The organism is Psychrobacter sp. H25 (assembly GCF_059076335.1).
This window is the reverse complement of record NZ_JCACRV010000001.1, coordinates 2,240,493-2,255,861: the sequence shown is the minus strand read 5'-3', so window position 1 is coordinate 2,255,861 and position 15,369 is coordinate 2,240,493. Positions and strand designations below refer to the sequence as shown.

Below are 15,369 nucleotides of genomic sequence, written 5' to 3'. Positions count from 1 at the left end.
CGTTTAACTCTATAAAACCATTATAACCAAAAACAGCGACGTTAAGGTCAATAGTCCATCGTTCACGTCATATAATGTCGTCTCTTTAAGACTTTACTAGGGCGTATCATCATTTAGATAGCGGGGCTTAAAATGAGATAAATAGTAGTCAAACGAGGATAAAATTGCAGAGGATATAGGTATATTCACAATATTTTTGACAATGTTTGACAAGATTTAGCCATCTTAAGACCACTGAATGATTGAATGGGCTAATTGATGACACGCCCTAGCTCTCGTAGCATCTCTATTACCATCGGTAGCTGCTCACCAAAATCACTAAAGCGATGATCGCCACCTGCTTGTGCGGTTACTGCTGCGCCCTGCTCTTGATAAAAGGTGTGAGACAGTTCAGAATTCAGCAGCTCATCCCCTTCTTTAAGCAGTACAGCAACTTTATTGGGATAAGTGACTTGGGATATCTGATGGTCTGCAAACCATTGCAAATCTGACGGCGTAATATGCCAACCACCCGCTGTTGTATGCAGGACTTTATTATCCGATGACTTATCATCGCTATCTTGAGCTGACACTGAGTTATCAGAAAAACGCTGTAGCGTGATATGAGGTTGAATACTAGGATTTAGTAGCAATGCAGGGCAACCTATTTGATTACTGATTAAAGTGGAAAAATACCCACCCAATGAGCTACCGACCAATACCGTGTTCGACGATTCCGTCTGCTCATCTTGGCTATTGTTCAACGCGTCTATCAATGACAACAACTGCTCACGCACTTGCGCAGGAGATTTGTTTAAATCAGGACGCAGTACATTGATATCAGGATGATACTGCTGGCAGTATTTTTCTAACAGCAGCCCTTTGGTCGAGTTGGCATCGCTGTCCAGTCCATGGATATAAATCAGGTTCACGTATCATCTCACTTATTAATTTTGTTATGATTGTCTTATATAGGCCAGTGACGCTAAGCATAGCACCCGGTGCGCAAAAATAATATCAAGAAAACGGCACACTATTAGTCAGTATTCGCGACATAATAATATGTTCATAATCGTTTTGTGCCAGTCAAAGGAATGACAGTAATAGCAATGGAGTCGCCATGAATCAACAGTTTGAGCTGTTCGACATTGACAACCCTTGTATCGGTGTCTGTCAAAGCAACAAAAAAGGCTATTGCTTTGGTTGCCTGCGCAGTCGAGCCGAGCGCCAACGATGGCATCATATGACGACAGAGCAGCAACGCGAGGTACTAAGGCTTATCGCAGGACGTAAACTACGTATCGAACTCATGCGACTGCGTAAGAATGAGCAGTTAGGATTTGATTTTGAAGAAGACGTTGAGATGGGTGAGTTGTTTTAGATATGTAGACTTAAATAATATACTAATAACTTAGTAGTTATCTTGGCTAGCTCAACTGTATTCAGTAATTTAGGTATGTCAGCTAAAATACTAGATTTAAGTGCTTTCAAAATAAAACTTTGCTTATAACATTTCTCAAAATGCTAACAGTACGCAACGAGCTTTTATCAAAAATTGTAACGTAGCCAAATGATAGCAAATAAATATAGTTCAGAATTGAGTTCTAGTTCAATTCGCTTATTGAGAAACCTTTCCAATCCACTCGTTATATATAAAATCAATCAAAAACTTCAACTTCTCGTAATCATAATTACCATTATTATGATTGAACTTTAGGAACTTTCTTGTATATCTATCTTTATCAATCAATTCACCTTGATAAGCATCCAATGATTTATTATATGAAGTCCATCTAATACAAGATTCCGTACTATCAATGACTGAATGATCTAAAAAACATTCAATGGCTACAGCTGTACCGTTAATATTTTCGAAGCTTTCACCTTGTGGACCTATTGTTTTATAGGATTCAAAAGATGCGTGATTTGGTAGCTTGATAATATGCATATTAGATGGAACATCCATTTCACTCAGCTGATTGTATTTAGCCACACCTGCTACGTCATTATCAAATATAACTAAAACATTTTTTTTAATACCAATACTTATAAGCCCTTTACAGAAGTTATAGAGGTTCCCATCTCCCGTAAATGGATAATTATCCTCCATGTCGATAAATGTGAAAAAATCAGATATATCTGAATATAGTAACTGTATGGCTTTCTTTAGTATGTGAGTATCTGACGAACCTTCTGTAACAAATAAAATTTCCTGACCTACACCTACTTTTTCGAAAATTTCATCTCTACGAACCCAGCCGTTATTGACTATATCAGCATAGCTTCAAAAAACATCAAGGTCATTATTAGCTTGATTTTCAGCTAAAATACGTAATGTAATATAAGGATCAATATTCTCAAAGACCAATCCAATATCTTTATCTACTATCTTTGACAAATTATGTATTTTATTGAATTCTGAGTGTTTAAATAAGTACTTGGAAAGGAACTCTCCAGGGTCATAATCTTCCCACTTATGATCAAGCGTCATTTTAGAAATATCTAAATTAGATATAATTGAGTAGAAATCCTCAAATGGTAGAGGTATATCAGGATAATACTCTGGAACTTCATTTAAATGATCTTCATACTGCTTTTTGAGAGAATCTAGATTGTAGCCAAGAAGGTCTAAACGTCTTTTTGTTGATCCAAGTTTTCGACTTAAGCCTTCTTTATATTCAATAATATTATCTGAATAATAATAAGGGATATCTTTTACATCACTGAGCTGAAATAAAGAGCCATGATCGCTGTAAGAGTTATTTCTACCCCAATCTAATTCTAGTTTCCCAATACCAAATGAAACCATTGAACCCATATATATTTCCTCGATTCACCAATAATTAGTTAACCAAGTTAGTTTAGCAGTTAATTTTTATATCATGAGTATCTTTTTAATCACGCACAAAGAAAAGCCCCCTCCGCGTTAGCGAAGGGGGCTTTTACTTTAGAATAGAGAGCTGACGATGACCTACTCTCACATGGGCGAACCACACTACCATTGGCGCAACGATGTTTCACTTCTGAGTTCGGGAAGGGATCAGGTGGGGCCATCGCGCTATTGTCGTCAGCAAAGGGGGTTAGATATGAGTCTGTTTTATAGTTTTACTTATTTGACTAAGTACCACTTAACCTAACTGAATCAAGGTCAAAGGTGATATCGAAATGTTCTGTCTATGACAGATAATTAGACTTGTATACAAACCACTTGGGTGTTGTATGGTCAAGCCAAACGAGCAATTAGTACAGGTTAGCTACACACATCGCTGTGCTTCCACACCCTGCCTATCAACGTCCTAGTCTTGAACGGCTCTTTAGGGAAATCTAATCTTGAGGTGGGCTTCCCGCTTAGATGCTTTCAGCGGTTATCCCATCCGAACGTAGCTACCGGGCAATGCCATTGGCATGACAACCCGAACACCAGTGGTTCGTCCACTCTGGTCCTCTCGTACTAGGAGCAGATCCTCTCAAATTTCCAACGCCCACGGTAGATAGGGACCGAACTGTCTCACGACGTTCTAAACCCAGCTCGCGTACCTCTTTAAATGGCGAACAGCCATACCCTTAGGACCTGCTTCAGCCCTAGGATGAGATGAGCCGACATCGAGGTGCCAAACACCGCCGTCGATATGAACTCTTGGGCGGTATCAGCCTGTTATCCCCAGAGTACCTTTTATCCGTTGAGCGATGGCCCTTCCATACAGAACCACCGGATCACTAAGACCTACTTTCGTACCTGCTCGACTTGTGGGTCTCGCAGTTAAGCGCGCTTTTGCCTTTATACTCTACGACCGATTTCCGACCGGTCTGAGCGCACCTTCGTACTCCTCCGTTACTCTTTAGGAGGAGACCGCCCCAGTCAAACTACCCACCATACATTGTCCTCGGTATTGTTATACCTGAGTTAGAACCCCAACATGACCAGGGTGGTATTTCAAGATTGGCTCCACCAAGACTAGCGTCTCGGCTTCAAAGCCTCCCACCTATCCTGCACAAGTCAGGTCAAAGTTCAATGTAAAGCTGTAGTAAAGGTTCACGGGGTCTTTCCGTCTAGCCGCGGGTACACAGCATCTTCACTGCGATTTCGATTTCACTGAGTCTCTGCTGGAGACAGCGCTGCCATCATTATGTCATTCGTGCAGGTCGGAACTTACCCGACAAGGAATTTCGCTACCTTAGGACCGTTATAGTTACGGCCGCCGTTTACTGGGGCTTCGATCAAGAGCTTCGCTTACGCTAACCCCATCAATTAACCTTCCAGCACCGGGCAGACATCACACCCTATACGTCCACTTTCGTGTTTGCAGAGTGCTGTGTTTTTAATAAACAGTTGCAGCAGCCTGGTATCTGCGACTGCCAGCAGCTCAAGGAGCAAGTCCTATCACCACCAACAGCGTACCTTCTCCCGAAGTTACGGTACCATTTTGCCTAGTTCCTTCAGCAGAGTTCTCTCAAGCGCCTTGGTATTCTCTACCTGATCACCTGTGTCGGTTTAGGGTACGATTCGTTTATAACTATTGCTTAGAAGCTTTTCCTGGAAGCATGGTATTTGCCACTTCGCTGTACAAGTACAGCTTGCTATCAGATCTCGGTATAAAATAGCCCGGATTTACCTAAGCTATAAACCTACATCCTTTCACCTGGACAACCAACGCCAGGCTGACATAACCTTCTCCGTCCCTCCATCGCATTATAAACAAGTATCGGAATATTAACCGATTTCCCATCGACTACGCCTTTCGGCCTCGCCTTAGGGGTCGACTCACCCAGCCCCGATTAACGTTGGACTGGAACCCTTGATCTTCCGGCGTGCGAGCTTTTCACTCGCATTATCGTTACTCACGTCAGCATTCGCTCTTGTGATACCTCCAGCATGCTTTACAACACACCTTCACAGGCTTACACAACGCTCCCCTACCACTTGAAAACAAATTCAAATCCGCAGCTTCGGCTCCTAGTTTGAGCCCCGTTACATCTTCCGCGCGGGCCGACTCGACTAGTGAGCTATTACGCTTTCTTTAAAGGATGGCTGCTTCTAAGCCAACCTCCTAGCTGTCTATGCCTTCCCACCTCGTTTCCCACTTAACTAGGAATTTGGGGCCTTAGCTGGCGGTCTGGGTTGTTTCCCTCTCCACAATGGACGTTAGCACCCACTGTGTGTCTCCCGGATATCACTCATCGGTATTCGGAGTTTGCATCGGTTTGGTAAGTCGGTATGACCCCCTAGCCGAAACAGTGCTCTACCCCCAATGGTGTTCGTCCGAGGCGCTACCTAAATAGCTTTCGGGGAGAACCAGCTATCACCGAGTTTGATTAGCCTTTCACCCCTATCCACAAGTCATCCCCTGGCTTTTCAACGACAGTGGGTTCGGTCCTCCGGTGCCTGTTACGGCACTTTCAACCTGCTCATGGATAGATCACTCGGTTTCGGGTCTATGCCCTGCAACTATTCGCCCTATTAAGACTCGGTTTCCCTACGGCTCCCCTAAACGGTTAACCTTGCTACAGAACATAAGTCGCTGACCCATTATACAAAAGGTACGCGGTCACCTAACAAGTAGGCTCCCACTGCTTGTACGCACACGGTTTCAGGTTCTATTTCACTCCCCTCACAGGGGTTCTTTTCGCCTTTCCCTCACGGTACTGGTTCACTATCGGTCAGTCAGGAGTATTTAGCCTTGGAGGATGGTCCCCCCATCTTCAAACAGGATTTCTCGTGCCCCGCTCTACTTAATATGTTAATGCTAATGTTTCGAATACAGGACTATCACCTACTACGGTCAGCTTTCCCACGCTGTTCTTCTACATTAGTACTAATCGGCTTCTCCCCGTTCGCTCGCCGCTACTAGGGGAATCTCAATTGATGTCTATTCCTAAGGGTACTGAGATGTTTCACTTCCCCTCGTTCGCTTCCTAATAAATTAGGATACTTACCTTATGGTAAGTGGGTTTCCCCATTCAGAAATCTCCGGATCACAGGATATTGCCGCCTCCCCGAAGCTTATCGCAGGCTGTCACGTCTTTCATCGCCTCTGACTGCCAAGGCATCCACCATGTGCGCTTCATTACTTGACCATACAACCCCAAGTAGTCTTTCGACTCCAAAGTGTCACACAATCTAATTATGATAACGATATCACCTATGTTTATACGCTTGATTCAGTTCTCTTTACTTTTTTAATAACTCACCCCTGGGATAACAACTGATGTCGTTAAGAGGTGAGTTATTAAGGTTAAGAAGTGCGCGTGAACACGCACCTCCTAACCCAGACTCATATCTATGTTTTTAAATAGTCTCTATGCTCTCGTCGAGTCACAGATTCTGTATAAAACAGAAAGAAGTAATCTTGTGCAAATCACTTGTTTCTATTTGATACCTATTTTTATTTAGCACTCTAAGCTTAACTAAAGTAGTGGTGGAGCCAAACGGAGTCGAACCGTTGACCTCCTGCGTGCAAGGCAGGCGCTCTACCAACTGAGCTATGGCCCCATTATATAAATGGTGGGTCTAAGTGGACTCGAACCACTGACCCCCGCGTTATCAACACGGTGCTCTAACCAGCTGAGCTACAGACCCTAATACGTCCTAAAACGTAAGCTTAAACTAAAGAACAACTTGTTGTGAATTCTTGCTGACCGAATGCTGTCTATAAGGAGGTGATCCAGCCGCAGGTTCCCCTACGGCTACCTTGTTACGACTTCACCCCAGTCATCAACCACACCGTGGTGAACGCTCCCCCGAAGGTTAAGCTATCCACTTCTGGTGCAATCAACTCCCATGGTGTGACGGGCGGTGTGTACAAGGCCCGGGAACGTATTCACCGCGGCATTCTGATCCGCGATTACTAGCGATTCCTACTTCATGGAGTCGAGTTGCAGACTCCAATCTGGACTACGATAGGCTTTTTGAGATTCGCATCACATCGCTGTGTAGCTGCCCTCTGTACCTACCATTGTAGCACGTGTGTAGCCCTGGTCGTAAGGGCCATGATGACTTGACGTCGTCCCCGCCTTCCTCCAGTTTGTCACTGGCAGTATCCTTAGAGTTCCCGGCTTAACCCGCTGGTAACTAAGGACAAGGGTTGCGCTCGTTGCGGGACTTAACCCAACATCTCACGACACGAGCTGACGACAGCCATGCAGCACCTGTATTCTAATTCCCGAAGGCACTCCCGCATCTCTGCAGGATTCTAGATATGTCAAGACCAGGTAAGGTTCTTCGCGTTGCATCGAATTAAACCACATGCTCCACCGCTTGTGCGGGCCCCCGTCAATTCATTTGAGTTTTAACCTTGCGGCCGTACTCCCCAGGCGGTCTACTTATTGCGTTAGCTGCGTCACTAAGTCCTCAAGGGACCCAACGACTAGTAGACATCGTTTACGGCGTGGACTACCAGGGTATCTAATCCTGTTTGCTACCCACGCTTTCGAGCCTCAGTGTCAGTATGATGCCAGGAAGCTGCCTTCGCCATCGGTATTCCTTCAGATCTCTACGCATTTCACCGCTACACCTGAAATTCTACTTCCCTCTCACCTACTCTAGCCTAACAGTTTCAGATGCAGTTCCCAGGTTAAGCCCGGGGATTTCACATCTGACTTATCAAGCCACCTACGCTCGCTTTACGCCCAGTAATTCCGATTAACGCTTGCACCCTCTGTATTACCGCGGCTGCTGGCACAGAGTTAGCCGGTGCTTATTCTGCAGCTAATGTCATCGTCTCCGGGTATTAACCGAAGAGTCTTCTTCACTGCTTAAAGTGCTTTACAACCAAAAGGCCTTCTTCACACACGCGGCATGGCTGGATCAGGGTTTCCCCCATTGTCCAATATTCCCCACTGCTGCCTCCCGTAGGAGTCCGGGCCGTGTCTCAGTCCCGGTGTGGCTGATCATCCTCTCAGACCAGCTACAGATCGTCGCCATGGTAGGCCTTTACCCCACCATCTAGCTAATCCGACTTAGGCTCATCTAATAGCGAGAGCAACAAGTTGCCCCCTTTCTCCCGTAGGACGTATGCGGTATTAATACGAGTTTCCCCGTGCTATCCCCCACTACTAGGTAGATTCCTAAGTATTACTCACCCGTCCGCCGCTCGACGCCTGGTAGCAAGCTACCATCGTTTCCGCTCGACTTGCATGTGTTAAGCCTGCCGCCAGCGTTCAATCTGAGCCATGATCAAACTCTTCAGTTTAATCTTGCTATGAAGCTCTTTAAAGAAGCTTCTAAACTTGGCTCATCTAATCTGGCAAAATCGCTAAAAATTATGTTCGTAATGAATTAACTTTGAGTTTTTCTGCTGTCTTAAATGATAATTTTTATAGTTAATAATCTTCCCGAAAAGAAAAGATAGTCAACTTTATTTTTTAGCATTCTGAATCAGCAAAAATCCACACAAGTTGTTCTTTAGTTATGCTTTTAAATAGTCTCAATCACTGTCGTCCAGTCATCGATATATAGGGTATTTCTTTTGCCATCTAGCCAATCCGTCTCCGGTTAAGCTATCTAGCGAGCCGACTATCTTATCATAATGATTTGATTTGTCAAGACTTTTTATAATTTGTTTCACCAGGTTAACTGCGTTATTAATATGTAATTTACATATTAGTCACCGCTTGTCCGTCTGATGAGGGCGTATTATAGACGCTTTATTTGTTTAGTCAAGAAGTATTTTTAATTTAATTCAAACAATCTATATCGTTTAAATCAGTAAACCACTTCCCTTTCGACTGGGTGGCATTATACGCACATCTATTAAGAACGCAAGGAGTATTATGACTAATTTATGAATAGTTCTTTAGCTATGATAGATCGAATCTAATGCAGCTATTGCTATAGTAATTTTCGCTAGCCAAAGAAAAGCCCCCTGATACGTTAGTATCAAGGGGCAAATCAGGAATAGAGAGCTGACGATGACCTGAGCGCCGTTAAAGCAAAGCATTGCTTTGCCAGGCAGCGCAAGAGAAAACGCTTTAAATAGCGTTTTCTGCGTAGGTCACTAGGAATAAAAGATAAAAAAAAAGAGCCACCCAATTAAGGATGACTCTTTTTAAGTATAAGGAGCTGACGATGACCTACTCTCACATGGGCGAACCACACTACCATTGGCGCAACGATGTTTCACTTCTGAGTTCGGGAAGGGATCAGGTGGGGCCATCGCGCTATTGTCGTCAGCAAAGGGGGTTAGATATGAGTCTGTTTTATAGTTTTACTTATTTGACTAAGTATCACTTAACCTAACTGAATCAAGGTCAAAGGTGATATCGAAATGTTCTGTCTATGACAGATAATTAGACTTGATACAAACCACTTGGGTGTTGTATGGTCAAGCCAAACGAGCAATTAGTACAGGTTAGCTACACACATCGCTGTGCTTCCACACCCTGCCTATCAACGTCCTAGTCTTGAACGGCTCTTTAGGGAAATCTAATCTTGAGGTGGGCTTCCCGCTTAGATGCTTTCAGCGGTTATCCCATCCGAACGTAGCTACCGGGCAATGCCATTGGCATGACAACCCGAACACCAGTGGTTCGTCCACTCTGGTCCTCTCGTACTAGGAGCAGATCCTCTCAAATTTCCAACGCCCACGGTAGATAGGGACCGAACTGTCTCACGACGTTCTAAACCCAGCTCGCGTACCTCTTTAAATGGCGAACAGCCATACCCTTAGGACCTGCTTCAGCCCTAGGATGAGATGAGCCGACATCGAGGTGCCAAACACCGCCGTCGATATGAACTCTTGGGCGGTATCAGCCTGTTATCCCCAGAGTACCTTTTATCCGTTGAGCGATGGCCCTTCCATACAGAACCACCGGATCACTAAGACCTACTTTCGTACCTGCTCGACTTGTGGGTCTCGCAGTTAAGCGCGCTTTTGCCTTTATACTCTACGACCGATTTCCGACCGGTCTGAGCGCACCTTCGTACTCCTCCGTTACTCTTTAGGAGGAGACCGCCCCAGTCAAACTACCCACCATACATTGTCCTCGGTATTGTTATACCTGAGTTAGAACCCCAACATGACCAGGGTGGTATTTCAAGATTGGCTCCACCAAGACTAGCGTCTCGGCTTCAAAGCCTCCCACCTATCCTGCACAAGTCAGGTCAAAGTTCAATGTAAAGCTGTAGTAAAGGTTCACGGGGTCTTTCCGTCTAGCCGCGGGTACACAGCATCTTCACTGCGATTTCGATTTCACTGAGTCTCTGCTGGAGACAGCGCTGCCATCATTATGTCATTCGTGCAGGTCGGAACTTACCCGACAAGGAATTTCGCTACCTTAGGACCGTTATAGTTACGGCCGCCGTTTACTGGGGCTTCGATCAAGAGCTTCGCTTACGCTAACCCCATCAATTAACCTTCCAGCACCGGGCAGACATCACACCCTATACGTCCACTTTCGTGTTTGCAGAGTGCTGTGTTTTTAATAAACAGTTGCAGCAGCCTGGTATCTGCGACTGCCAGCAGCTCAAGGAGCAAGTCCTATCACCACCAACAGCGTACCTTCTCCCGAAGTTACGGTACCATTTTGCCTAGTTCCTTCAGCAGAGTTCTCTCAAGCGCCTTGGTATTCTCTACCTGATCACCTGTGTCGGTTTAGGGTACGATTCGTTTATAACTATTGCTTAGAAGCTTTTCCTGGAAGCATGGTATTTGCCACTTCGCTGTACAAGTACAGCTTGCTATCAGATCTCGGTATAAAATAGCCCGGATTTACCTAAGCTATAAACCTACATCCTTTCACCTGGACAACCAACGCCAGGCTGACATAACCTTCTCCGTCCCTCCATCGCATTATAAACAAGTATCGGAATATTAACCGATTTCCCATCGACTACGCCTTTCGGCCTCGCCTTAGGGGTCGACTCACCCAGCCCCGATTAACGTTGGACTGGAACCCTTGATCTTCCGGCGTGCGAGCTTTTCACTCGCATTATCGTTACTCACGTCAGCATTCGCTCTTGTGATACCTCCAGCATGCTTTACAACACACCTTCACAGGCTTACACAACGCTCCCCTACCACTTGAAAACAAATTCAAATCCGCAGCTTCGGCTCCTAGTTTGAGCCCCGTTACATCTTCCGCGCGGGCCGACTCGACTAGTGAGCTATTACGCTTTCTTTAAAGGATGGCTGCTTCTAAGCCAACCTCCTAGCTGTCTATGCCTTCCCACCTCGTTTCCCACTTAACTAGGAATTTGGGGCCTTAGCTGGCGGTCTGGGTTGTTTCCCTCTCCACAATGGACGTTAGCACCCACTGTGTGTCTCCCGGATATCACTCATCGGTATTCGGAGTTTGCATCGGTTTGGTAAGTCGGTATGACCCCCTAGCCGAAACAGTGCTCTACCCCCAATGGTGTTCGTCCGAGGCGCTACCTAAATAGCTTTCGGGGAGAACCAGCTATCACCGAGTTTGATTAGCCTTTCACCCCTATCCACAAGTCATCCCCTGGCTTTTCAACGACAGTGGGTTCGGTCCTCCGGTGCCTGTTACGGCACTTTCAACCTGCTCATGGATAGATCACTCGGTTTCGGGTCTATGCCCTGCAACTATTCGCCCTATTAAGACTCGGTTTCCCTACGGCTCCCCTAAACGGTTAACCTTGCTACAGAACATAAGTCGCTGACCCATTATACAAAAGGTACGCGGTCACCTAACAAGTAGGCTCCCACTGCTTGTACGCACACGGTTTCAGGTTCTATTTCACTCCCCTCACAGGGGTTCTTTTCGCCTTTCCCTCACGGTACTGGTTCACTATCGGTCAGTCAGGAGTATTTAGCCTTGGAGGATGGTCCCCCCATCTTCAAACAGGATTTCTCGTGCCCCGCTCTACTTAATATGTTAATGCTAATGTTTCGAATACAGGACTATCACCTACTACGGTCAGCTTTCCCACGCTGTTCTTCTACATTAGTACTAATCGGCTTCTCCCCGTTCGCTCGCCGCTACTAGGGGAATCTCAATTGATGTCTATTCCTAAGGGTACTGAGATGTTTCACTTCCCCTCGTTCGCTTCCTAATAAATTAGGATACTTACCTTATGGTAAGTGGGTTTCCCCATTCAGAAATCTCCGGATCACAGGATATTGCCGCCTCCCCGAAGCTTATCGCAGGCTGTCACGTCTTTCATCGCCTCTGACTGCCAAGGCATCCACCATGTGCGCTTCATTACTTGACCATACAACCCCAAGTAGTCTTTCGACTCCAAAGTGTCACACAATCTAATTATGATAACGATATCACCTATGTTTATACGCTTGATTCAGTTCTCTTTACTTTTTTAATAACTCACCCCTGGGATAACAACTGATGTCGTTAAGAGGTGAGTTATTAAGGTTAAGAAGTGCGCGTGAACACGCACCTCCTAACCCAGACTCATATCTATGTTTTTAAATAGTCTCTATGCTCTCGTCGAGTCACAGATTCTGTATAAAACAGAAAGAAGTAATCTTGTGCAAATCACTTGTTTCTATTTGATACCTATTTTTATTTAGCACTCTAAGCTTAACTAAAGTAGTGGTGGAGCCAAACGGAGTCGAACCGTTGACCTCCTGCGTGCAAGGCAGGCGCTCTACCAACTGAGCTATGGCCCCATTATATAAATGGTGGGTCTAAGTGGACTCGAACCACTGACCCCCGCGTTATCAACACGGTGCTCTAACCAGCTGAGCTACAGACCCTAATACGTCCTAAAACGTAAGCTTAAACTAAAGAACAACTTGTTGTGAATTCTTGCTGACCGAATGCTGTCTATAAGGAGGTGATCCAGCCGCAGGTTCCCCTACGGCTACCTTGTTACGACTTCACCCCAGTCATCAACCACACCGTGGTGAACGCTCCCCCGAAGGTTAAGCTATCCACTTCTGGTGCAATCAACTCCCATGGTGTGACGGGCGGTGTGTACAAGGCCCGGGAACGTATTCACCGCGGCATTCTGATCCGCGATTACTAGCGATTCCTACTTCATGGAGTCGAGTTGCAGACTCCAATCTGGACTACGATAGGCTTTTTGAGATTCGCATCACATCGCTGTGTAGCTGCCCTCTGTACCTACCATTGTAGCACGTGTGTAGCCCTGGTCGTAAGGGCCATGATGACTTGACGTCGTCCCCGCCTTCCTCCAGTTTGTCACTGGCAGTATCCTTAGAGTTCCCGGCTTAACCCGCTGGTAACTAAGGACAAGGGTTGCGCTCGTTGCGGGACTTAACCCAACATCTCACGACACGAGCTGACGACAGCCATGCAGCACCTGTATTCTAATTCCCGAAGGCACTCCCGCATCTCTGCAGGATTCTAGATATGTCAAGACCAGGTAAGGTTCTTCGCGTTGCATCGAATTAAACCACATGCTCCACCGCTTGTGCGGGCCCCCGTCAATTCATTTGAGTTTTAACCTTGCGGCCGTACTCCCCAGGCGGTCTACTTATTGCGTTAGCTGCGTCACTAAGTCCTCAAGGGACCCAACGACTAGTAGACATCGTTTACGGCGTGGACTACCAGGGTATCTAATCCTGTTTGCTACCCACGCTTTCGAGCCTCAGTGTCAGTATGATGCCAGGAAGCTGCCTTCGCCATCGGTATTCCTTCAGATCTCTACGCATTTCACCGCTACACCTGAAATTCTACTTCCCTCTCACCTACTCTAGCCTAACAGTTTCAGATGCAGTTCCCAGGTTAAGCCCGGGGATTTCACATCTGACTTATCAAGCCACCTACGCTCGCTTTACGCCCAGTAATTCCGATTAACGCTTGCACCCTCTGTATTACCGCGGCTGCTGGCACAGAGTTAGCCGGTGCTTATTCTGCAGCTAATGTCATCGTCTCCGGGTATTAACCGAAGAGTCTTCTTCACTGCTTAAAGTGCTTTACAACCAAAAGGCCTTCTTCACACACGCGGCATGGCTGGATCAGGGTTTCCCCCATTGTCCAATATTCCCCACTGCTGCCTCCCGTAGGAGTCCGGGCCGTGTCTCAGTCCCGGTGTGGCTGATCATCCTCTCAGACCAGCTACAGATCGTCGCCATGGTAGGCCTTTACCCCACCATCTAGCTAATCCGACTTAGGCTCATCTAATAGCGAGAGCAACAAGTTGCCCCCTTTCTCCCGTAGGACGTATGCGGTATTAATACGAGTTTCCCCGTGCTATCCCCCACTACTAGGTAGATTCCTAAGTATTACTCACCCGTCCGCCGCTCGACGCCTGGTAGCAAGCTACCATCGTTTCCGCTCGACTTGCATGTGTTAAGCCTGCCGCCAGCGTTCAATCTGAGCCATGATCAAACTCTTCAGTTTAATCTTGCTATGAAGCTCTTTAAAGAAGCTTCTAAACTTGGCTCATCTAATCTGGCAAAATCGCTAAAAATTATGTTCGTAATGAATTAACTTTGAGTTTTTCTGCTGTCTTAAATGATAATTTTTATAGTTAATAATCTTCCCGAAAAGAAAAGATAGTCAACTTTATTTTTTAGCATTCTGAATCAGCAAAAATCCACACAAGTTGTTCTTTAGTTATGCTTTTAAATAGTCTCAATCACTGTCGTCCAGTCATCGATATATAGGGTATTTCTTTTGCCATCTAGCCAATCCGTCTCCGGTTAAGCTATCTAGCGAGCCGACTATCTTATCATAATGATTTGATTTGTCAAGACTTTTTATAATTTGTTTCACCAGGTTAACTGCGTTATTAATATGTAATTTACATATTAGTCACCGCTTGTCCGTCTGATGAGGGCGTATTATAGAGAGTTTAATAACTGTGTCAACCAATTTTATACATGTTTTTAAACTTATTTTACAGCTATCGAAAATAATAAATAGTTTCAATAGGTTATAAATTGGTCGATTGGTTGATGTAGTAGAGGAATAGGTACGTTCTCCAATAAGCGAGCTTTTATGGCTACTTTTGGCTTTTATTAGTATAGATAATATTTGGGTTTTCTACCTATCTAATATTCGCTCTACTTGAGCACTTTATCGATTCTACCTTTTATATTGATATTTTCACAAATGATACTATATAGGAGAACCACGATAATCATTCATAGAGTAATAGTGATACTTTGATCCATAGAACTGGATTTATAGAATTGCGTGTTCAAAATTTATAGAATTGCGTGTTCAAAACCGTCTCTTCTTATCTATTAGCTTTTGTACCTCTTTCTAACTACCTCTCTATCCTTTGATATCTAGTGTTGTTAGAGGGTTTTTGCTATAATCGTCGGTCTATTGCATTATTTGTTTTTGCGCTGCACTAGCATTGCTCTGACAACGAAGTATTACTTACTGTATTAATAGTGGTGAATCTCCTTGAAGAATAATTGAGCTTCGCAATATGCAGTATTGGACAGCTTATAGAATAATGTATACCTCCCACTACATATCACAATGATTAGATAT

The 15,369-nt window shown here is 45.0% G+C and carries 4 protein-coding genes, 4 tRNA genes and 6 rRNA genes; 1 reads left to right on the top strand and 13 read right to left on the bottom strand.

What is annotated here, in order from left to right:
- Positions 1-251: 251 nt before the first annotated feature.
- A complete protein-coding gene (locus AC5JPO_RS09160; RefSeq protein ID WP_493853928.1) occupies positions 252-911 on the bottom strand; it encodes a YqiA/YcfP family alpha/beta fold hydrolase in 660 nt (219 codons plus the stop codon).
- Between the two features lie 188 nt (positions 912-1,099).
- Between AC5JPO_RS09160 and AC5JPO_RS09155 the strand changes: the two genes are divergently transcribed.
- A complete protein-coding gene (locus tag AC5JPO_RS09155) occupies positions 1,100-1,360 on the top strand; it encodes a DUF1289 domain-containing protein (protein WP_371532762.1) in 261 nt (86 codons plus the stop codon).
- A 237-nt stretch (positions 1,361-1,597) separates the two neighbouring features.
- Here AC5JPO_RS09155 and AC5JPO_RS09150 read toward each other — a convergent pair whose 3' ends face one another.
- The 12 genes from AC5JPO_RS09150 to AC5JPO_RS09095 all read right to left on the bottom strand — a co-directional run bounded on the left by AC5JPO_RS09150 (position 1,598) and on the right by AC5JPO_RS09095 (position 14,265).
- A complete protein-coding gene (locus AC5JPO_RS09150) occupies positions 1,598-2,089 on the bottom strand; it encodes a hypothetical protein (protein WP_493853927.1) in 492 nt (163 codons plus the stop codon).
- 174 nt (positions 2,090-2,263) lie between these two features.
- Positions 2,264-2,797: a HEPN/Toprim-associated domain-containing protein gene (locus AC5JPO_RS09145; protein ID WP_493853926.1), complete on the bottom strand. Its 534-nt coding sequence runs from the start codon at positions 2,795-2,797 to the stop codon at positions 2,264-2,266.
- A gap of 140 nt (positions 2,798-2,937) precedes the next feature.
- Positions 2,938-3,051, bottom strand: a 5S ribosomal RNA gene (gene rrf / locus AC5JPO_RS09140).
- A gap of 147 nt (positions 3,052-3,198) precedes the next feature.
- Positions 3,199-6,054, bottom strand: a 23S ribosomal RNA gene (locus tag AC5JPO_RS09135).
- Between the two features lie 339 nt (positions 6,055-6,393).
- A tRNA-Ala gene (locus tag AC5JPO_RS09130) sits at positions 6,394-6,469 on the bottom strand.
- Between the two features lie 10 nt (positions 6,470-6,479).
- Positions 6,480-6,556 (bottom strand) — tRNA-Ile (locus AC5JPO_RS09125).
- 73 nt (positions 6,557-6,629) lie between these two features.
- Positions 6,630-8,168 (bottom strand): 16S ribosomal RNA (locus tag AC5JPO_RS09120).
- A gap of 867 nt (positions 8,169-9,035) precedes the next feature.
- Positions 9,036-9,149: ribosomal RNA gene (gene rrf, locus AC5JPO_RS09115) — 5S ribosomal RNA — on the bottom strand.
- A 146-nt stretch (positions 9,150-9,295) separates the two neighbouring features.
- Positions 9,296-12,151: ribosomal RNA gene (locus AC5JPO_RS09110) — 23S ribosomal RNA — on the bottom strand.
- 339 nt (positions 12,152-12,490) lie between these two features.
- Positions 12,491-12,566: transfer RNA gene (locus tag AC5JPO_RS09105), tRNA-Ala, on the bottom strand.
- A gap of 10 nt (positions 12,567-12,576) precedes the next feature.
- Positions 12,577-12,653 (bottom strand) — tRNA-Ile (locus tag AC5JPO_RS09100).
- A 73-nt stretch (positions 12,654-12,726) separates the two neighbouring features.
- A 16S ribosomal RNA gene (locus AC5JPO_RS09095) occupies positions 12,727-14,265 on the bottom strand.
- Together the 16S, 23S and 5S rRNA genes with 4 tRNA genes alongside form the textbook arrangement of a ribosomal RNA operon.
- Between the last annotated feature and the right edge of the window lie 1,104 nt (positions 14,266-15,369).